The 20035-nt window shown below is 69.5% G+C and carries 19 protein-coding genes and 1 riboswitch; of the genes, 12 read left to right on the top strand and 7 right to left on the bottom strand.

Annotation, left to right across the window (positions count from 1 at the left end; translation table 11 throughout):
• Positions 1-3: 3 nt before the first annotated feature.
• The 3 genes from CDO46_RS12055 to CDO46_RS12065 are packed head-to-tail and all read right to left on the bottom strand — an operon-like array spanning position 4 to position 2361.
• Complete coding sequence (locus tag CDO46_RS12055; RefSeq protein WP_087838705.1) at positions 4-969, bottom strand: tripartite tricarboxylate transporter substrate binding protein; 966 nt, start codon at positions 967-969, stop codon at positions 4-6.
• A 22-nt stretch (positions 970-991) separates the two neighbouring features.
• Positions 992-1342 carry a RidA family protein gene (locus CDO46_RS12060; protein ID WP_087838706.1) on the bottom strand — a complete coding sequence of 117 codons (351 nt, stop codon included), beginning with the start codon at positions 1340-1342 and terminating at the stop codon, positions 992-994.
• Positions 1342-2361 carry a membrane dipeptidase gene (locus CDO46_RS12065; protein WP_176400719.1) on the bottom strand — a complete coding sequence of 340 codons (1020 nt, stop codon included), beginning with the start codon at positions 2359-2361 and terminating at the stop codon, positions 1342-1344. The genes CDO46_RS12060 and CDO46_RS12065 overlap by 1 nt, the downstream gene beginning before the upstream one ends.
• A gap of 100 nt (positions 2362-2461) precedes the next feature.
• Here CDO46_RS12065 and CDO46_RS12070 point away from each other — a divergent pair, with 100 nt between their 5' ends.
• The 4 genes from CDO46_RS12070 (at position 2462) to CDO46_RS12085 (ending at position 5538) form a co-directional block, all read left to right on the top strand.
• Complete coding sequence (locus tag CDO46_RS12070) at positions 2462-3346, top strand: LysR family transcriptional regulator (RefSeq protein WP_087838707.1); 885 nt, start codon at positions 2462-2464, stop codon at positions 3344-3346.
• Positions 3347-3558: 212 nt separating this feature from the next.
• The gene (locus CDO46_RS12075) at positions 3559-4263 is read left to right on the top strand and encodes an EAL domain-containing protein (RefSeq protein WP_165404393.1); all 705 of its coding nucleotides are present in this window, start codon (positions 3559-3561) and stop codon (positions 4261-4263) included.
• 13 nt (positions 4264-4276) lie between these two features.
• Positions 4277-4768: a hypothetical protein gene (locus CDO46_RS12080; protein ID WP_087838709.1), complete on the top strand. Its 492-nt coding sequence runs from the start codon at positions 4277-4279 to the stop codon at positions 4766-4768.
• Positions 4765-5538 (top strand): hypothetical protein, encoded by a 774-nt coding sequence (locus CDO46_RS12085; RefSeq protein WP_087838710.1) that lies wholly within the window; start codon positions 4765-4767, stop codon positions 5536-5538. The genes CDO46_RS12080 and CDO46_RS12085 overlap by 4 nt, the downstream gene beginning before the upstream one ends.
• Before the next feature lie 4 nt (positions 5539-5542).
• On the opposite strand, the gene CDO46_RS12090 is transcribed toward CDO46_RS12085, so the two are convergent.
• The gene (locus CDO46_RS12090) at positions 5543-7147 is read right to left on the bottom strand and encodes a sulfatase-like hydrolase/transferase (RefSeq protein ID WP_087838711.1); all 1605 of its coding nucleotides are present in this window, start codon (positions 7145-7147) and stop codon (positions 5543-5545) included.
• Between the two features lie 3 nt (positions 7148-7150).
• Positions 7151-8176, bottom strand: coding sequence for a tripartite tricarboxylate transporter substrate binding protein (locus CDO46_RS12095; RefSeq protein ID WP_254914590.1), 1026 nt, complete (start codon positions 8174-8176; stop codon positions 7151-7153).
• A 104-nt stretch (positions 8177-8280) separates the two neighbouring features.
• Between CDO46_RS12095 and CDO46_RS12100 the strand changes: the two genes are divergently transcribed.
• The 4 genes from CDO46_RS12100 to metF all read left to right on the top strand — a co-directional run bounded on the left by CDO46_RS12100 (position 8281) and on the right by metF (position 12170).
• On the top strand, positions 8281-9198 hold the full coding sequence (locus tag CDO46_RS12100) for a LysR family transcriptional regulator (RefSeq protein WP_165963126.1): 918 nt from the start codon (positions 8281-8283) through the stop codon (positions 9196-9198).
• 68 nt (positions 9199-9266) lie between these two features.
• Positions 9267-9377, top strand: a riboswitch (S-adenosyl-L-homocysteine riboswitch).
• Between the two features lie 79 nt (positions 9378-9456).
• On the top strand, positions 9457-10875 hold the full coding sequence (gene ahcY / locus CDO46_RS12105) for an adenosylhomocysteinase (RefSeq protein ID WP_087838713.1): 1419 nt from the start codon (positions 9457-9459) through the stop codon (positions 10873-10875).
• A 64-nt stretch (positions 10876-10939) separates the two neighbouring features.
• Complete coding sequence (locus tag CDO46_RS12110) at positions 10940-11278, top strand: phage holin family protein (protein WP_087838715.1); 339 nt, start codon at positions 10940-10942, stop codon at positions 11276-11278.
• Between the two features lie 25 nt (positions 11279-11303).
• Entirely contained in the window at positions 11304-12170 is an 867-nt protein-coding gene (gene metF / locus CDO46_RS12115) for a methylenetetrahydrofolate reductase [NAD(P)H] (RefSeq protein WP_087838716.1), read from the top strand.
• Between the two features lie 276 nt (positions 12171-12446).
• Here metF and CDO46_RS12120 read toward each other — a convergent pair whose 3' ends face one another.
• Positions 12447-13115, bottom strand: coding sequence for a 5-formyltetrahydrofolate cyclo-ligase (locus CDO46_RS12120; protein WP_087838717.1), 669 nt, complete (start codon positions 13113-13115; stop codon positions 12447-12449).
• A 49-nt stretch (positions 13116-13164) separates the two neighbouring features.
• Here CDO46_RS12120 and CDO46_RS12125 point away from each other — a divergent pair, with 49 nt between their 5' ends.
• From CDO46_RS12125 to CDO46_RS12140, 4 genes are read left to right on the top strand one after another with little or no spacing between them, the layout of a single operon-like run.
• Complete coding sequence (locus CDO46_RS12125; RefSeq protein WP_254914591.1) at positions 13165-15081, top strand: lytic transglycosylase domain-containing protein; 1917 nt, start codon at positions 13165-13167, stop codon at positions 15079-15081.
• 13 nt (positions 15082-15094) lie between these two features.
• Entirely contained in the window at positions 15095-16072 is a 978-nt protein-coding gene (locus CDO46_RS12130) for a complex I NDUFA9 subunit family protein (protein ID WP_176400720.1), read from the top strand.
• Entirely contained in the window at positions 16059-17180 is a 1122-nt protein-coding gene (locus tag CDO46_RS12135; protein WP_087838721.1) for a CCA tRNA nucleotidyltransferase, read from the top strand. The genes CDO46_RS12130 and CDO46_RS12135 overlap by 14 nt, the downstream gene beginning before the upstream one ends.
• Before the next feature lie 44 nt (positions 17181-17224).
• On the top strand, positions 17225-19069 hold the full coding sequence (locus CDO46_RS12140) for an ABC transporter ATP-binding protein/permease (protein WP_087838722.1): 1845 nt from the start codon (positions 17225-17227) through the stop codon (positions 19067-19069).
• Here CDO46_RS12140 and CDO46_RS12145 read toward each other — a convergent pair.
• Positions 19066-19956, bottom strand: coding sequence for a LysR family transcriptional regulator (locus CDO46_RS12145; RefSeq protein ID WP_087838723.1), 891 nt, complete (start codon positions 19954-19956; stop codon positions 19066-19068). The genes CDO46_RS12140 and CDO46_RS12145 overlap by 4 nt on opposite strands.
• Positions 19957-20035: the final 79 nt, after the last annotated feature.

Here is a 20035-nt window from a genome sequence, read left to right on the forward strand (position 1 = left end):
CTCCTAGCGCTTGGTGGGCTGGAAGCCTACTTCCCGGGCCAGCTTCGCCCAGCGCTGGTTCTCGGCCTCGACGAAGGCGGCGAACTGGGCGGCGGATCCGCCTTTCACCGAGACTCCCTGCTCCTTCAAGGGCGCCGCGACCTCGGGCGACTTGAGCGCGCGGTTGAACGCCGCGTTCAAGGTCTCGACCACCTCGCGCGGCGTTCCCGCGGGCGCCACGATGCCCTGCCAGGAGGTGATGTCCAGCCCTTCCAGGCCGGCTTCCTTGTAGGTCGGGATCTCGGGCGCGATGTCGATGCGCGTGGGCGAGGTCACCGCCAGCGCCTGGATCTTCCCGGCGCGCGCATGCGGCAGCAGCGTGATGACGGGATCGAGCAGCAGGTCGATGTGCCCGCCCAGCAGGTCGTTGATGGCGGGAGCGCTGCCCTTGTAGGGCACGTGCGTCATCCGCGTACCGGCCCGCGCGTTGAAAAGCTCGCCCGCCAGGTAGGTCGAGATGGACGCCGAGCCGAAGGTCAGCGCGCCCGGCTTCTGTTTGGCCAGCCGGGTGAATGCGGCCAGGTCGGCGACCGGCAGGCCGGGCTTGGCGGCGATGATGTACGGTTGGTCCGCCAGCATGACGACGGGCGTGAAATCGCGGCTCGCGGAATAAGGCAGGTCCGAGTATTGCAGCTCGTTGATGGACATGACCGGCAGGTTCGCCACCAGCAGCGTATAGCCGTCGGGCGCCGCCCGCGCCACGTGCTCGGCGCCGATGATGCCGCTTGCGCCCGGCTTGTTGTCGACCACCACGGGCTGGCCGATGTCCTGGGCCACCTTCTGGCCCACCGTGCGCGTCACGAGATCGGCCACGCCGCCGGGGGGAAAAGGCACGACCAGGTGGATCATCTTGCCGGGAAAGGACGCCGCGTGGGCGCCCGCGGCACACGACAGCGCCAGGACGGCGGCGGCAACGCGATGCATGGACATGAAAGGTCTCCTTCTTGACGGTTCAGGCCGCGGCGACCGCGACGATTTCTATGTCGCACCCGGGCGAAGCCAGCGCGGCCTGCACCGTGGCGCGGGCCGGGGCCTGGCCGGCGGCGACCCAGGCATCCCAGACTTCGTTCATGGACGCGAACAGCGCCATGTCCCGCAGGAATATCTGGCAGGACAGCAGCCGGGACCGGTTGCTGCCCGAGCCTTCCAGCAGCCCGTCGATCATGGCCAGCACTTCGGCCGTCTGTTCGCGTATGTCGCGCCCGCGTGTCTCCCGGGGCACCTGGCCCGCCAGGTACAGGACGCCGTTGAAGACCGAGATTTCCGACATGCGCTTGCCGGGCCCGACTCTGTGGATGCTCATCACGCCGCCTCCCGCGTCTCGGCCTGCATGGGTCCGAAACCCGCCTCGAAGAAGCGCAGCCAGTTCTCGCCCAGCACCATCGCGGTGTCCCGTTCGGAGAAGCCGACGGCGCGCAGCCCGGCCTCGATCCTGGCCATGTCGCGGCTGTCCCGGAACCAGTCGGGCTGCGGCGGGAACCCCGGCTGCGCGGCCGATCCTTCGCCGTAGTCCATGCGCTTGGTGTAGCGCCCCATCCGCATCCACTGCACGACGGAGTCCGGCTGGTCCTGGCACAGGTCCGAACCTATGCCCAACGACTCCACGCCGGCCAGCTCGGCGGTGCGGGCCACCATCTCGCAGAACGCTTCCAGCCGGCAGGCGGACTTGTCCTTCAGGTGATGGGGATACAGGGAAAAGCCCAGCATGCCGCCGGACGCGGCCAGCGCCTTGATGACCGTATCCGACTTGTTGCGCAACGCGGGCGCCCAGGCGTGCGGATTGGCGTGGCTGACGACGATGGGACGCCGCGACAGCTCGATCGCCTCCAGCGTCGAACGCTCGCCCGAGTGGCTCATGTCGATCACCAGGCCGACGCGGTTCATCTCGCGTATGACCTCGCGCCCCATGCGCGTGACGCCACCGTCGTTCGCTTCGTAGCAGCCGCTGGCCAGCAGCGACTGGTTGTTGTAGGTGAGCTGCATGAAGCGCACGCCCAGCGTGTGCAGCACTTCCACCAGCCCGATGTCGTCCTCGATGGGCGAAGGATTCTGGCAGCCGAACACGACCGCCGTGCGCCCCTCCTCGCGGGCCCGGCGCACGTCGTCGGCGCCGCGGGCCAGGACGATGAGCTCGGGGAAAGTCTCGAACCAGCGGTTCCAGCGCTCGATGACCTGCACCATCTCACGGAAGTTCTCGTGATACGCGATGGTGACGTGCACGGCGTCCAGGCCGCCTTCCCGCCATTGGCGGAAGATTTTCTCGGACCAGTTGTTGTATTGCAGCCCGTCGATGCGAAAGGGTTGCGACCTGTCGATGCCCATTCCCGGTTCCAGCTCCTGCGTCATTGGTAGCGGAACTGTAGAGATCCGGATGAAATTCAGTCAAACTAAAAGATATTCAATAAATTCAAATTTTTCTTGAATGAAGATCGACCAACTACGGACTTTCGTGGCGGTGGTGGACACCGGGGCGCTGGTCGAGGCGGGGGACAGGGTGGGCCGCACGCCCGCCGCGGTGTCGATGACCCTCAAGCAGATCGAAGCGGAACTGGGCGGCGCCTTGTTCGAAGGAGAGCGCAAGAACCGGCTGACGCCGCTGGGCCGGCACGTGCATCTCCAGGCGCAGCGGGCGCTGCATGCCTTCGATGCCGCGCTGGCCCAGATGCGCGGCTACGCGCAGGGCGGCCAGGGCATCGCCCGGATCGCCGCCGTGCCGTCGGCGGCCACCCGTCTGCTGCCGGCCGCCATTGCCCGCATGCGGGCGACCCGCCCCGGCGTGCGCATCGACCTGCGGGACATCGATTCGGCGGCAGTGATCCAGGCCGTTTCCGCCGGCGTCGTCGACTTCGGCATCGCCACGGCGCCCGCCTCCAATGCCGACCCGGACCTGAAGGCCGAACCGCTGCTGAAGGATCCCTTCGTGCTGGTCTGCCCCGCCGGGCACCGCCTGAACGCGCTGAAACGGCCGGTCCGCTGGCGCGACATCGATCCGGCCGAGTTCATCGCCAACGGCCTGTGTTCGCGCTTTTCCTCGCCCGAACTGTCGCGCCTGGTGGAACAGGCGCCGCTGAACCTGCACAACACCACGTCGCTGCTGACCTTCGTGGCCCAGGGCTTCGGCGTCACGCTGCTGCCGACCATGGCCGTCACCGCCAGCCGGACCGTCCGCCTGCTGCCCCTGGCCGACCAGGGCGCAACCCGCAGCCTCGACCTGATAACGCTGCGCGACGCCAGCCTGAGCCCGGCGTCCCAGGCCATGCTGGACCTGGTCCTGGACTGCAGCCGCACCATGGCCGCCACGATCTGAATCGCGGAATCGGGGCCGCTTGCTCAGATTTGCTCAGATAAAGATGCGATGCCCCCCTTATCCTTGCATTCTTGACTATCGGTCCATAGGCATGGACGGCAGGTCGAGAGAACTGACGTCGAAGGCAGCATTCCATGCAGGTTACCCATCCATCGCCAGCGCAGCCGGCCCTCCCTCTCTCCTTTCCCGCCCCGCCGCCCGCTTACGTCGACATGCCCGGACCCGGCGCCCGGGCCCTGGCGTTCCAGCCTGTCTCGTCGCTGCTGGATGGCACCCGCAACCTCTACCAGAGCGTCACGTCCCGCCTGCTGGCATCGCCCGACGACGACGCGCGGGACGCGCCCGGCCTTGCGCTTGTCCAGGCCGTGATGGCGGTCCTGCGTGACCACCCCTGGATCACGCTGGGCTGCTCCGTCTCGCCGGACATGCTGGCCGACGAGGCCGGCTGGGCCCCCCTGCTGGACGAACTGCGCGCCGACAACCGGCTCGCCCGGCGGCTGGTGATCGAACTGGCCCAGAGCGACGACAGGCTGGAATCGCGGCAAGCCCTCGGCCTTGCCGGCCGGCTGCGCAAACTGGGCTGCCTGCTGGCCATCGACGATTTCGGCGCGGCCGGCGGCACCGTGGACTTCCTGCTCGATGCCCGTCCCGACATCGTCAGGATCGCTCCGGCATACCTGCATCGCGCGCGCCGCCTGCACGGCGTGGGCGGCACCTCCGGCCTGATCCGCCTGTGCCGCCGGCTGGCGCCGGCGGTCGTCATCCAGGGCGTGGACGATCCCGCCGACCTGCTGCGCCTGCCGCGCGAGGCGGGCGTATGGATCCAGGGCGTCCTGGCGGGCCTTCCCGCGCTGCATGCTCCCTGGCTGCGGCCCAGCCCGTGGCGCCTGGCGGCCTGCGCGGGCGAACGTCACTGACCGGACCGCCACCATGACCGCCGCCCCCGCCCGGAACGAACCGGCCGCCCCCGCGGCCAAGGCCCGCCCCGCGCGCAAGACGCCGCGCCGCAGCGCCAAGCGCATCCCCCGCAATGACTTCGCCCTGGCCGTCGCCTCGCCCTCCCCCCCGCCCGCGCGCACCAACAAGCGCGTGCTGGTGGCCGACATGGGCAAGCGGTTCTGCGCCGATGTCTGCGACTTCCTCAGCCAGCAGGGCTGCCATGCGCGCGCCGTGCACGACCGGCGGCACCTCGTCCAGGTCCTGGCCGAATGGCAGCCGACGACGCTGTTCCTGAACGTCTCCCTGCCGAACCTCGATCTGGGAGAACTGACGCCGCTATACCCCCACTTGCCGCGGGACTTCCAGATCGTCCTCCTGCTCGAGCCCGGCGTCCCCTTCACCTTGTCCGTTCCGCCCAAGACGCCATGCCTAGCCCGTCACCTCAAGTCCCCGTGCCTGACGGATCTGCGCCACTTCCTGTGACCCGGCAGGCCACCGGCGGGGCAGGCCACGTCCGGGGCGACCGGCGCCCGCCGGCCGGATTGCGCCGCCTCCTGTCCCGTTTCGTCCGCGACTACGTCCATGGGTTGAAGCGCCACGAGCGCTATCTGATGGACCCCGTCCATGGCCGGTCGCCGTCGCTGCGGCCCGCCGCGCGGCGCTGGCCGGCCGGCAGCGGCCCCCGCTCCATGACCGCTCCCCGGGCCTTTTCCTTCCAGGGCATCGAACGCGTCCTGCCGGATTCGCGCGGCTGGCATCATCAGCCCTGGGGCCAGGACTGGATCGGCCAGCTGCACCGCTTCGACGACCTGAACGCCGCCGACGCCGAGCAGCGACGGGAGTGGCACCGGGCGCTGGTATTGAACTGGGCGGTCGCCAACGGTCCGGGCCGCGGCCCCGGATGGGAAGCGCCCAGCCTGGCGCCCCGCATCGTCAACTGGATCAAATGGGATCTGCGCGGCGGCGGGCTGGCCAGCGAGACCACCCGCCGCAGTCTCGTGGTCCAGGTCCGCTACCTGCGCCACTTCTTCTCGCGCCAGTGGCGCGACGGCCCGCGCCCGGATATCGCCAAGGCGCTGATCTTCGCCGGCAGCTATTTCGCCGACGGACGCGAGTCGCGCGCCTGGCTGCGCAAGGGCATGCGGGCCCTGGGCACGCTGGCGCCAACCGACCTGTCCACCGAAGACCTGCGGGACCTGGCGCTGCTATCCCTGGTCTATCCGGACCTGCACCCGCCGCACGGCCACCGCTGACGCCTCAGGCAACCCCGGCGGGCAGCGGCGATGCGTCGGCGTGCTCGATCATGGAGGCCAGCAGGAGATCGGTCAGCTCGGCGCGCCGGCCGGCCGCGGCCGGATCGTCCCAGAGATTGTGCTGCTCCAGCGGATCTTGCTCCAGGTCATAGAGCTCGCACAGCGCCCGGTCGTCCGACTGCGTGATCCGCCATCTCCCCGTCAACAGCGTGCGCAGGCGAAAGCGCCGCGGACGGCCGAACTGGAACATGACCGGCTCGTTCTCCACCAGCACGCCCGGCCGCGGCAACGAAGCGCCGCGATGCAGGACATCGAGCAGGCTCAAGCCCTGCATGCCGTTGTAGGAAGCGATGCCTGCCCGGTCCAGCACGGTGGCGGCGATGTCCAGGGTTCCGGCCGGCGCCTTGCATACCGTGCCGGGCCGAGCTTCCGGCAACGCGGGATCGCTCCAGATGAACGGCACCCTGACCACGCCCTGGTAGTGCATGGGCCCCTTCAGCATGACGCCGTGGTCCCCCATCATGTCGCCGTGATCGCTGGTGAAGATGACGATCGTGTCCTCGCGCATGCCCAGGCGGTCCAGCGTCGCCATCACGCGGCCGACCTGCTCGTCGATCAGGCCGATCATGCCGTAGGTCAGGGCCGTGATCTCGCGGCACTCGCGTTCCGAGACGGGGAAGGCGGTATAGCCCTCGCGCGTGCCGCCGCCGCGGCCGTAATCGTGCACGCTCCGCACCAGCGGCGAAGCGCCGGGTGCATGGAACGACGCCGGTAGCGGCACGCCGGCCGGATCGTACATATCCCAGAACCTGCCTGGCGGCGTGAAGGGATGGTGTGGATCGGGAAAAGAACACATCAGGAAAAACGGTGCCTTCGGCCCGGCTTGCGCGGCCAGGGACTCCAGCCAGCCGCAGGCCCGCTCGCCGATGTAGGACGAAGGATAGAGCGATTCCGGCAGGCGCGTGCGCCAGGCCTGGGGCGCCCCGTACCCCTGGGCGGGCAGCGCATGGTCCCGTCCGCGAAGGCTGTCCGGATCCGGATGGCGCCCGGCCAGCCAGCGGGCATAGTCGCCCTGCACCTGGTCGCCGTGCAGCGTGCACAGTTCGACGTGATCGAAGCCGTAGTAGGGCGTGTCGACGCGCCGGCGCCGCCCCGCCTTCCAGTCCGGCGTCCATTCGTTGTCGTAGCCTTCGCCCATGCGCGGCCGCTTGGTGGCGTCGCGCAGGCCTTCGGCGGGCGACCGGCGTCCCTCGACGGGACGCCAGGCTCGTTTGTCGGGATGGTCGTAGCCGAAACATTGCAGGTGCGACTTGCCGATCAGCGCGGTGGCATAGCCCGCGTCCCGCAGCAGTTCCACGAAGGTGGTCTGGTCCAGCGACAGGTTGATGCCGTTGTGGACGACACCGTGCACCGACGGCAGGCGCCCCGTCATCAGCGTCGCGCGGTTCGACATGCAGGTCGTGCTGGCGGCGTAGAAACGCTCGGCGCGGACGCCCGTCGAGGCCAGCGCGTCGATGTGGGGCGTGCGCAGCACGGGATTGCCATAGCAGCCCAGGTGGTCGGCCCGGTGCTGGTCGGTGATGAAGATCAGGAAGTTGGGCGCGGACATGGCTCAATCCGCCTGGATCTTGAAGCGTTTGACGATCTCGCCGTAGCGCTCGTAGTCGTCGCGCGTGGCCTTGGCCAGCACCTCGCGCGGCCCGCCCACCACCAGTTCGCCGCGCTGCTTGAAGTGCTCCACGGCATCCGGCTCGCGCAGCGCCGCGTTGATCCGGGCGTTCAGGCGGTCGGCCAGCGCGGGCGCCATCCCCGCCGGGCCGTAGACGCCGAACCAGATGTCCACGAACACGCCCGGGAACCCCTGCTCGGCCATCGTGGGCAGGTCGGGGATCAGCGGGCTGCGGCGCTGGTCCACGACGGCGAGCGGCACCAGCCTCCCGGTCTCGATGTAGGGCTTGGCGCCGCCATAGCCGAGGTAGATGAGCTTGACCTGCCCGCCCAGCGCGTCGTTCAGCGCCGGCCCCACGCCCCGGTAGGGGGAATGCAGCAGCGACAGGCCGGCGGTGCGGTTGAACAGCTCGCCGGCGATGTGCATGGGCGACCCGTTGCCGGAGGTCGCGTAGGCCAGGGGCGGCCCGGTCCGGGCCAGCTCGGCCAGCTCGCGGGCGTTCTTCACGCCCAGGCCGGGATGCGCCAGCAGCAGCATGGGCGTGGAGGAAATCATCGCGATGGGCGTGAAGTCCCGCTGCACGTCGAAGCTGTAGCCCAGGTTCCGGGGCAGGACGTGAGGAGCCATGGCGAAGGTGTTGGCGGTGACCAGCAGGGTGTAGCCGTCGGGTTCGGCGCGGGCGACGATGCCGGTACCTATGCTGCTGCCGCCGCCGGGGCGGTTGCTGACCACCACCGGCTGCCCCCAGGCCTTGCCCAGCTTCTCGCTCAGCAGCCGCGCGATGGGGTCCACCCCGCCCCCGGGCGGAAAGGGCACGACCAGCGTCACCGGCCTGGCGGGAAACCCCTGGGCCAGCGCGGGCCGGGGCAGCAGGCCTCCACCCGCGAGCCAACAGGCGGCCAGCCCGGCCCCGGCGCGCAATCCCGCCCGCCGGCCCGGCCGCATGCCGTCCTTGCGCTTGCCATCCATATTCATCTCCCCGAAGGCGTTCGATGCAGACGCAGTCTAGGGTGGTCGATATTTATCGTGTAGTGGATAATCGCTTGAATCACTTTCAAGCTGCATTTGTAAATATGGACCACTTGCGGCTCATCGTCACGTTCGCCCGGGCGGCGGAAGCGGGCAGCTTCAGCAAGGCGGCCCGCACGCTGGGCGTGACGCCGCAGGCCGTCAGCGCCCAGATCCGGCAGCTCGAGCAGCAGGTGGGCGTGCGCCTGTTCTACCGCACCACCCGCAGCATCAACCTGACCGAGGAAGGCCGGGCCTTCCATGAGCGCTGCCGCGCCGGCATGGAAACCATCCAGGGCGGACTCGACGTCCTGCGCGACCGCACCGAGCAGATGGTGGGCACGGTCAGGCTGGCGCTGCCCTATGCCATCAGCTTTGAACTCGTCGCGCCGCTGATGGGGCGCTTCATGGACCGTTACCCCCAGGTCCGGGTCGACATGCTGACCCTGAACCAGTTGCCGGACGTGGTCGAACACGGGGTGGACGTGGGCATCATCGGCGGCGAGCTTCCCAGCAGCTCGCTGGTCGCCCGCAAGGCCGGAACCTTCAACCACGTGCTGTGCGCCTCGCCGGCCTACCTGGACGAATGGGGCGTGCCGGGCCACGTGGACGACCTGCGCGACCACCGCTGCGTGCTGCTGCGCCATCCGCGCACGGGCCGGCTCTGGCCGTGGACCTTCCAGTCGGGCGGCGACATCGTCACGCTCAATCCCGAGGGCGCCCTGTCGGTGCAGGACGCCGAAAGCCAGCACCGCGCGGTGCTGCACGGCGCGGGCATCGGCCAGATCGCCAGCTACTACGCGGCACCGCACATTCGCGCGGGCAGGCTGCTCCCCTTGTCCATCGGCTATGTCTCGCGCCAGGTCGACGTCCATCTCTACCTGCCCCAGCGCGACCATATCCCCCTGCGCTGCCGCGCGCTGGCCGACTATCTGCTGGCCGAGCTCAAGCGCAATCCGGACCTGGCCCCCGCGACATTCTGATACCGGATGGCCGCGTCCCGCGCCCCCGCCTGTCATGCCGGCAGCGCGGGAACCCGCTACAATGCTTGCCACCTGAGGAGCGTTGCGACGACCGGCACCACGCCAGGCCGCCAGGCTCAGGTAACGGATCGGCGGCGGCCCCAGGCGGCGCCGGTCCACGGCAACGGCGCTCGCCCCACATCCTGCCCCTTGCAGGCCATGCGGCGAGCCTTCCCGGCTCACGCCGCGGCGTCAAAGGGCAAGCACTTTGGAGTCCCCATGAACGCTGTACCCAACGCCCAGACCCCCGACTACCGCATCGCCGACATCGCACTGGCCAACTGGGGCCGCCGCGAGATCAGCATCGCCGAAACCGAAATGCCCGGCCTGATGGCGATCCGCGAGGAATTCGCCGCCACCCAGCCGCTCAAGGGCGCCCGCATCGCCGGCAGCCTGCACATGACCATCCAGACCGCCGTGCTGATCGAGACGCTCAAGGCCCTCGGCGCCGACGTGCGCTGGGCCTCGTGCAACATCTTCTCGACCCAGGACCACGCCGCCGCGGCCATCGCCGCCTCGGGCACGCCGGTGTTCGCGATCAAGGGCGAGTCGCTGGCCGACTACTGGGAATACACTCACCAGATCTTCGAATGGCCGGCCGGCACCCACGCCAACATGATCCTGGACGACGGCGGCGACGCCACGCTGCTGCTGCACCTGGGCACCCGCGCCGAACAGGACGCCACCGTGCTGGCCAAGCCCGGCAGCGACGAGGAAGTCGCGCTGTTCGACTCGATCCGCAACACCCTCAAGCGCGATCCGAAGTGGTACTCCACCCGTCTCGCCCAGATCAAGGGAGTGACCGAGGAAACCACGACCGGCGTGCACCGTCTCTACCAGATGTCCAAGAAGGGCGAGCTGGCCTTCGCCGCGATCAACGTCAACGACTCGGTCACCAAGTCCAAGTTCGACAACCTGTACGGCTGCCGCGAGTCGCTGGTGGACGGCATCAAGCGCGCCACCGACGTCATGGTCGCGGGCAAGGTCGCGGTGGTGTGCGGCTACGGCGACGTGGGCAAGGGCTGCGCCCAGGCGCTGGCCGCGCTGCGGGCCCAGGTCTGGGTGACGGAAGTCGATCCCATCTGCGCGCTGCAGGCCGCCATGGAAGGCTACAAGGTCGTGACCATGGACTACGCGGCCGACAAGGCCGACATCTTCGTCACGGCCACCGGCAACTACCACGTCATCACGCACGAGCACCTGGTCGCGATGAAGGACGAGGCCATCGTCTGCAACATCGGCCACTTCGACAACGAGATCGACGTCGCCTCGCTCAAGCAATACAAGTGGGAAGAGATCAAGCCGCAGGTCGACCACATCATCCTGCCCTCCGGCAAGCGCATCATCCTGCTGGCGCAGGGCCGGCTGGTGAACCTGGGCTGCGCCACCGGCCATCCCTCGTTCGTGATGTCGTCCTCGTTCGCCAACCAGACCATCGCCCAGATCGAGCTCTGGACCCGCAACGAGAAGTACGCCAAGGGGCAGGTCTACGTGCTGCCCAAGCACCTGGACGAGAAGGTCGCGCGCCTGCACCTGAAGAAGCTGGGCGCGCAGCTCACGCAACTGCGCGCCGACCAGGCCGCCTACATCAACGTACCGGTCGAGGGCCCCTACAAGCCCGAGCACTACCGCTACTGATCGTTCCCCTTCCGGGGCCGCCGCGCCCCGGACGCCCCCTTTTCCCCTTGGCAAGGAGTTCGCGATGACCCTGTTACTCGTCTGGTTGCTCAACGCCGTGGCACTGCTGGTCGTGGCCTATCTGCTGCCCGGCATCACCGTGGCGAGCTTCGGCTCGGCGCTGATCGCGGCGCTGGTCCTGGGCCTGCTCAATTCGCTGGTCAAGCCGGTCCTGGTGCTGCTCACGCTGCCGATCACGGTCGTCACGCTGGGCCTGTTCCTGATCGTGCTGAACGCGCTGCTGTTCTGGTTCGCGGGCTCGATCCTGAAGGGCTTCCAGGTCAACGGATTCTGGTGGGCGGTCATCGGCGCGCTGCTCTACAGTCTGATCTCGGGCCTGTTGTCGGCCATCGTGCCCAACTGACCCTCTTCCTACAGGTTGCCCGCAAGTGAGTTCATCCGTCTTTCCCGACGCGGCGCCGGCTGACGCCGCGCCGGTCTTCAGCCTGGAATTCTTCCCGCCGCGCGACACCCCGGCGCAGGAAAGGCTGGTCCGCACGGCCAAGCAATTGCAAGGTCTGCATCCCCATTTCGCCAGCGTGACCTTCGGCGCGGGCGGCTCGACCCGCGACGGCACGATGCTGGCGGTATCGATGCTGCAGAAGCTGGGCTACGAGACCGCCCCGCACCTGTCGTGCATAGGTTCGACGCCCGAGAGCCTGCGCGAGATTCTCCATACGTACCGGCAGGCCGGGATCCGGCGGCTGGTGGCCCTGCGCGGGGACATGCCGTCGGGCATGGGCGACATGGGCGAGCTGCGCTATGCGCGGGACCTGGTGGATTTCATCCGCAAGGAAACGGGTGACTGGTTCCATATCGAGGTGGCGGCGTATCCGGAGATGCATCCGCAGGCCCAGGGGCCGGAGGCGGACCTGGACCGGTTCGTGGAGAAGATGCGGGCGGGGGCGAACAGCGCGATCACGCAGTATTTCTTCAATGCGGATGCGTATTTCGATTTCGTGGACCGGGCGACGGCGAAGGGGGTGCTGGCGCCTATCGTGCCGGGGATCATGCCGATCACGAATTACACGCAGCTGGCGCGGTTCTCGGATATGTGCGGGGCGGAGATTCCGCGATGGATACGGTTGCGGCTGGCGTCGTACGGGGATGACCGGGCTTCGATCCGGGCGTTCGGGCACGATGTGGTGGTGGAGCTTTGCCAGACGTTGCTGGATGGGGGGGCACCGGGGTTGCATTTCTATACGATGAACCAGGCGGATGCTACGCAGGCTGTTTGGGAAGAGTTGGAGCGGTGACGGTCGTTCGAGTTCTTTAGACGGTTGTTTCCGGCCTTGGGGCGCGGGGCGCTGTGAGGCGCAGCGTAGCCGGTCCCGGCTTTGCCGGGACTTCCCGGAGTTGGCGCGGTCGGCGGGGCGGGCGTGAACTCGCGCGGGGACAGTCCCCCGGACTGTCCCTACTGCCGCGCTCAGACATGCACGCCCTTGCTTCCCCGCCGACCGCGCCAACTCCGGCGGCTCCGAATGCGCCTCACAGCGCCCCGCGCCCCAAGGCCGGAAACAACCTGCGGCGTCTTATGGTGTAGCGGGTGTGGCGCCCTGGCCGGTGGTGTGGGGGCCGGGAATACAACCTTCTTCGGTGATGATGGCGTCGAGCCGCATGTCGTGCGGCTCGGGTACGTGCACGTCGGGGGCCAGGCGGCCGCAGGCGTAGGCGATGCCCAGGGCCAGGGTCGCGTGGCCGCCCTGGCGCAGGGCGGCCAGGGTGCGGTCGTAGTAGCCGCCGCCGTAGCCGATGCGGTCGCCGTCGACGGTGTAGCCCAGGGTCGGGACCAGGACGATGTCGGGGGTGCGGGCCGGGGTGGACCGGGGTTCGGGGATGCCGTAGGCGCCGGGGGCCATCGTGGCATCGGGCGTCCAGGCGCGGAACTCCAGGGGAGCGGCCTTGGTCAAGATGACGGGTAGGGTCAGTTCCAGCCGGTCGTCGCGGGCCCAGGCCTGCAAGGCGGGGCGCAGGTCGGGTTCGTCGCCGATGGGCCAGAATGCCGACAGCACCACGCGCCTGCCGCTCCTTGGGGCGGCGGCCAGGTAGTCGTGTATCCTGCCTTGCAGGAGGCCGACGATGCGGGCGTCGGCCGCGGCGCGTTCGGTGGCGCTCATGGCCGCGCGCAGGGCGCGCAGGCGTGGACGCAGGGCGGCGGCGGTGGCCTCCCTGGGTTTACCCGATGCTATTCTTGCTGCCATGGCCTATTCAGCTCTCCTCAACAGAATTCGCATTACAGCACTTGCCGCCGTGCTGGCAAGCGCCGCCATGGGCAGCGCCTGCGCGCAGGTCTCGGCGCCCGGGTCCGACGACGCCCTGCTGGCGGCGCGGACCGCGGTGCAGACGGGCAACTGGGACATCGTCCGTTCGCTGATCCCGCGCCTGGAAGGCCATGTGCTGGCCGCCTATCCGCAGTACTGGCTGCTGCGGCAACAGCTGAACGATCCGCGCAAGCCGCTGCCCGAATCCGAGCTGAACGACTTCGTGGCCGCCCATCGCGGCACCTACCTGGCCGAGCGGCTGCGCGGCGAATGGCTGCTGGCCGCCGCCAAGCAGGCCGACTACGCCACCGTGCGCACGCTGGCCGACACCACGGTGAACACGCCGCAGGTGGACTGTGCGGTGCTACTGGCCATGCACGCGCGCGGCGAACGGGTCACGGCCCAACTGGCCATGTCCAAGTTCGAACCGGGCGACAGCTGCTGGTCGCTGTACGATCGGCTCCAGGCCGACGGCGTCATGCAGTGGGACGACTTCGCCACGCAGATGCGCAACATGCTGGAGACCAACTCGCTGGCCAATGCCCGGCGCATGGCGCGCTACGTGTTCGATCCGGCCCAGCAGAAGACGCTGAACGGCCTGTTGGACCAGCCCATGATCTGGCTGGTGCGGCAGAACACGCTGCCGCGCGACCGCGCCGGCCGCGAGCTGGTGGTGACCGCGCTGAGCCGCCTGGCGCGCAACGATCTGCAGGTGGGCTACGACTATTTCGAGCGCAGCTGGGCCAGGCAGTTGCCGGCCGACGACGCCAACTGGGTGCGCAACCAGTTCGCGCTGCAGGCCTCGTTCAAGCTCGACCCGATCGCCGTCGCCTGGTATCGCGCGGGCGAAGGCGGCAGGCTGACCGAATACAACCAGGGCTGGCGCGCGCGCATGGTGCTGCGCCAGCAGCCCGTGGACTGGCGCACGCTGAACCGCTACATCGAGCAAATGCCGCCCGCCATGCGCGAGGACCCCACCTGGATCTACTGGCATTCGCGCGGCCTGGTCGCGCTGGGCGCCGTGCAGGAAGGCCAGGCCGGCTACCGCAGCATCGCCGGGCAATTCAACTTCTACGGCCAGCTGGCCGCCGAGGAACTGGGCATCGCCACCACCATCCCCACGTCCACGGCGCCGATCACCCCGGACGAGCTGGCCAAGGCGCAGTACAACCCGGGCCTGCAACGCGCGGTCGCGCTGTTCCGCCTGGGCTGGCGCACCGAAGCGGTGCGCGAATGGAACTACGCGCTGCGCGGCATGAACGACCGGCAACTGCTGGCCGCCGCCCAGCTCGCGCATCGCGAGAACCTGTACGACCGCGCGGTGAACACCGCCGAGCGCACGCGCGACCAGCACGACTTCAACCTGCGCTTCCTGACGCCCTTCCGCGACCAGTTGGTGGACAAGGCGCGCGAGATCGGCGTGGACGCGACCTGGGTGTATGGCCTGATCCGCCAGGAGTCGCGCTTCGTCATGGACGCCCGCTCCAGCGTGGGCGCCTCCGGCCTGATGCAGCTGATGCCGGCCACCGCCAAGTGGGTGGCGCGCCGCATCGGCATGAGCGACTACGCGCAGCACCGGGTCAACGACATGGACACCAACCTGACCCTGGGCACCAGCTACCTGCGCATCGTGCTGGACGACCTGGGCGGTTCCCCCCTGCTGGCCTCGGCCGGCTACAACGCCGGTCCCCGGCGGCCCCATACCTGGCGCGCCACCCTGCCGGGCCCGGTGGAAGGCGCGATCTTCGCCGAGACCATTCCTTTCACCGAGACCCGCGACTACGTCAAGAAGGTGCTGTCCAACGCCACGTACTACGCGGCCCTGTTCACGGGACAACCGCAATCGCTCAAGGCCCGGCTGGGAACGGTCGTCCCGCAGACGGTGGAGACCACCGCCATACCCTGAGGAAGCGCACGCCATGACCATGATCTACCCTCGCATACTCGTGCTAGGCGGTTCGGGCTTCATCGGCAGCCACCTGGTCGCCCGCCTGGCGGCCCAGGGCCGCAAGCTGCTGGTCCCGACCCGCCGCTACATGAGCGCCCGCCACCTGCTGCCGCTGCCCACGGTGGACATCGCCCTGGCCGACCTGTCCGACGACGCCACGCTGAACCGCCTGGTGCAGGGGCGCGACGCCGTCATCAACCTGGTCGGCACGCTGCACGGCGACCGCGGCACGCCCTACGGCCAGACCTTCCGCAAGCTGCACGTCGAGTTGCCGGAACGCCTGGCCCGCACCTGCGTGGCGCATGGCGTGACCCGCATGCTGCACATGAGCGCGCTGGGCGCCGATTCCCACGGCGCCAGCATGTACCAGCGCTCCAAGGGCGACGGCGAGGCCGCCGTGCGCCGTGTGTTCGATGCCTGGCCCGAGGGCGCGCTGACCATCTTCCGGCCGTCGGTGGTGTTCGGACCCGACGATCGCTTCCTCAATACCTTCGCCGCGCTGGCGCGCTGCTTCCCGGTGCTGCCGGTGGCGGGCGCATCGGCGCGCCTGCAGCCCATCTACGTGGGCGACCTGACCGAGGCCATGGTCAACGCGCTGGGCGATCACCGTACCTACGGCAAGACCTATGCCGTGGCCGGACCGCAAGCCTATACGCTGCGGGAACTGGTCGAGAAGGCCGCCGCCTGGAGCGGCCATCCCCGCCGCGTGCTGCCGCTGCCCATGGGCCTGGGCAAGCTGCAGGCCGCCGCCATGGAAATGCTGCCCGGCTCGCCTCTGATCACGCGCGACAATCTCGATACCCTGACGCGGGACGCGGTCCTGGACGGGCCGCTGGCGCCGGAACTGGGCATCCATCCCAGCTCGCTGGAGGCGCTGGCGCCCGACTACCTCGGGCAGGGCGAACACACCCGCTTCGACATGTTCCGCATGCGCCATGGCCGACGCTGACCTCGCCCGGCCGGCGCCGGGTCCCGACCCGGCCACCGACGGACTGGCGGTCTTCGTCGTGGGCGGCGCGGTACGCGATGCGCTGCTGGGCCTGCCCGCGGGCGACCGCGACTGGGTGGTGGTGGGCGCCACGCCGGAACAGATGTCGGCCCGCGGCTTCGTACCCGTGGGCGGCGATTTTCCCGTCTTCCTGCATCCCGCCACGCGCGAGGAATACGCGCTGGCCCGCACCGAGCGCAAGTCGGGACGCGGCTACAAGGGCTTCACCTTCCATACCGGCCCCGAGGTCACGCTGGAGGACGACCTGGGCCGGCGCGACCTGACCATCAACGCCATCGCCCAGGCCCCCGATGGCCGCCTGATCGATCCCTACGGCGGCCGGGACGACCTGCGCGCCCGGCGCTTTCGCCACGTCGGCCCGGCCTTCGCCGAAGACCCCGTGCGCATCCTGCGGCTGGCCCGCTTCGCGGCGCGCTTCCACGACTTTGCGGTGGCGCCCGAGACCCTGGAACTGTGCCGCCGCATGGCGGCCGAGGGCGAGGTCGATGCCCTGGTGCCCGAACGTGTCTGGCGCGAGCTGTCGCGCGGCCTGATGCAGGAGCGGCCCTCCCGCATGCTGCAGGTGCTGGCCGACACCGACGCGCTGCCGCGTGTCGCGCCCGGCCTGGCGGTGGACGGCCGACTGCTGGCCGTGCTGGACCAGGCCGCCGATGCGGGGCTGCCGTTGGCCTCGCGCTACGCGCTGCTCTGCTCCGACAGCGCCGACCCGGCCGGATTGGGCAAGCGGCTGCGCGCCTCGAACGACTGCAACGACATGGCGCGCCTGCTGCAACTGGCCCTGGCCGAGCTGCCGCGCGCGGGCCGGGACCCCGAACGCGTGCTGGCCCTGCTGGAACGCGCGGACGCCCTGCGCAAGCCCGAGCGTTTCGAGCAACTGCTGGCGGCCGCGCAACGGCGGATGCCGGTGGACGTGGCGCAATGGACGGCGTGGCGGGACACGGTCAGGGGAGTCGATGCCGGCGCCATCGCCGCCCGGCATGCGGACCGGCCCGGCGGCATCCGCGAGGCCGTGCGGTCCGCCCGGCTGGCCGCCTTAAGCGGCACTTAAGGCAGCGTGGCTAACGTGGCACCGTTGCCACGTGGATGTCCGCCATGTCCCTCGCCCCGCCCCGCCCCGACGACCCGGCCGCAGACACCGGCCCCGCTCCCCGCGACATCCGCGGCCAGTTGCGCCTGGGCGCCACCTGGCGGCTGCTCAAGCCCTACTGGGTGTCCGACGACCGCAAGGCGGCGCTCGGCCTGCTGGCGCTGGTCGTCGGCCTGAACCTGGCCCTGGTGGCCGCCAACGTCTGGCTGACCAACTGGAACCGCGTCTTCTACAACGCCCTGGAAGCGCGCGACTTCGCCGCGTTCAAGCTGCAACTGGCGCACTTCTGCGCGATCGCGGCGGCATTCATCGTCATCGCCATCATGAAGCAGTTCTACACCATGATGCTGGAGATGCGCTGGCGCACCTGGCTGACCGGCGAATGGCTGCAGCGCTGGACCTCGGGACAGGCCTACTACCGGGTGGAGCAGTCGCACGGCGCCGATAACCCCGACCAGCGCCTGGCCGAAGACCTGCGCACCCTGGCCAGCACCAGCCTGACGCTGTCGCTGGGACTGCTCAACTCGGTGGTGACGCTGCTGTCCTTCGTCACGCTGCTGTGGACCCTATCGGGGCCGCTGGTGTTCGCGCTGGGCGGCCGGACCGTCGCCATACCGGGCTACATGGTGTGGTTCGCCGTGCTGTATGCCGTGGCGGGGTCGTGGCTGACCCACAGGATAGGCAAGCCGCTGATCGGCCTGAGCTTTCGCCAGGAACAGACCGAGGCCGACTTCCGCTACGCGCTGATGCGGCTGCGCGAGAACGCCGAGGGCATCGCGCTGTATGGCGGAGAGCCCGCCGAACGCGCGGGACTGCGCGCATCCTTCGACCATATTCGCGAGAACTGGCGCTGGCTGATGATCTACACGCGCCGGCTGGTGTTCGTGAACTCCGGCTATGGGCAGGTGGCGATCGTCTTTCCGCTGATCGTGGCCGCCCCGCATTATTTCTCCGGCGCCATCACGCTGGGCGTGCTGATGCAGATCGCCTCGGCGTTCGGCCAGGTGCAGGGCGCGCTGTCGTGGTTCGTGGACGGCTATGCCTCGCTGGTGGGCTGGCAGGCCGCCGCCAACCGCCTGCTGGACTTCCAGTCCGCGCTGGGGGCGGCCGAGGCCGAGCACGCGGCGCGCGACGGCCTGCGCGGCATCGCGCTGCTCGAACGGGACCGCACGCCGGCGCCTGGCGCCATCACCGCCGCCGGACTGGTGCTGGCCCTTCCCGGCCGGAACGAGCGGCGGCCGTTGACCGAGCCGTTCTCGATGACCGTGCGGCCGGGCGAACGGTTGCTGGTGACCGGTCCGTCGGGCGCGGGCAAGAGCGTGCTGTTCCGCGCCATGGCGGGCATCTGGCCCTACGGCCGAGGCGCCATCGAACGCCCCGCCGATGCGCGCACCCTGTTCCTGCCACAGCGCAGCTACGTCCCCAGCGGCACGCTTGCCGCCGCGCTGGACTACCCCTCGCCGCCGGGCACCCACGACGACGCCACCCTGGCCGCCCTGCTGCGCGACTGCCGGCTGGAGCGGCTGGCCGGCCAGCTGCAGCGGCGCGACAACTGGGGGATGCGGCTGTCGCCGGGCGAACAACAGCGCCTGGCCTTCGCCCGCGCCATCCTGCAACGGCCCGACTTCCTGTTCCTGGACGAGGCGACCTCGGCGCTGGACGAGGAAACCGAGGCCGCCATGTATGCCCTGCTGGTCGAACGCCTGCCGCGCGCGGCCATCGTCAGCATCGCCCATCGCAGCACGGTCGCGCGCTGGCATGACCGCCATCTGCGCTACCGGCCGGTGCATGCGGCGGGCGAAGAGCCGCGCTACCTGCCGGCGCCCGCGGCGCTGCCGCATCCCGTCTAGGCGGCCGCCGCGTCCCTGGCCTGGACCGCCACCCGTTCGAACGCCGCGCGCAGCACGGCCAGCGCCGGCCTGTCGACATCTGCGCGGCGGCAGACGAAGGCGATCTGGCGACGGGGCCCGCCGCGCCCCAGCGGCAGTTCGCGGAAGCGATAGGCCTTGCGCAGCGGGTCGTAGGGCTGCGGAATGATGGAGACGCCCAGCCCCGCCGAGACCATCGCGATGATGGCGTGGCTGGACAGCAGGTCGATGCGGCTTTTCATGCGCGGATGCAGCCGGCGCACATACTGCGCGGCGATGCGGCCACCGGTGGAAGTCTTGTCGAAACGTATCCAGTCGTGGCCGCGCAGCAGTTGCTCGACCGTGTCGCCGCGCGCCTCGGGCGGAGCCACCAGCACCATGGCCTCGTGCATCAGCGTCTGCCAGTGCAGCCGGCTCGATCCGCCCGACTGCGGCCGCACCAGCACCGCGGCATCGATGGTGCCGTCCCGCAGTTCGCCCAGCAGCCGCTCCGAGCGGCCGCGGGCCAGGTGCACGTCCAGTTCGGGATAGTCCGATTGCAGCACTTTCATCGCCATGGGCAGCAAGGTGGCCTGGATGGAGTCTATGGTTCCCAGCGTGACCTTGCCGGACACCCGGGTCTGGCGCCGCGCGCGCAGGGCCTCCAGCGACTCCAGCGTGCCCTGGACCAGCGCCGCGAGTTCGTGGGCGAACGGCGTCGGACGCGCCTGGCGCGCCGCGCGGTCGAACAGAGGCTGCCCGAAATGCTGCTCCAGGTACTTGATGTGCTGGCTGACCGCGCCGGGAGTCAGGTTCACTTCCTCGGCCGCGGCCGCGAAGGTGCCCCGGCGCAGGACGGCGCAAAGGGTCTGCAGGAATTCCAGTTTCATCAGATTTCCTAAACTGACGCATCACGAAAAATCGCTTTTCGTAGTTTATCGAGTGTCTAGAATCCGTCGGATAACCATG

The organism is Pigmentiphaga sp. NML030171, from assembly GCF_002188635.1.
Classification (GTDB): domain Bacteria; phylum Pseudomonadota; class Gammaproteobacteria; order Burkholderiales; family Burkholderiaceae_B; genus Pigmentiphaga; species Pigmentiphaga daeguensis.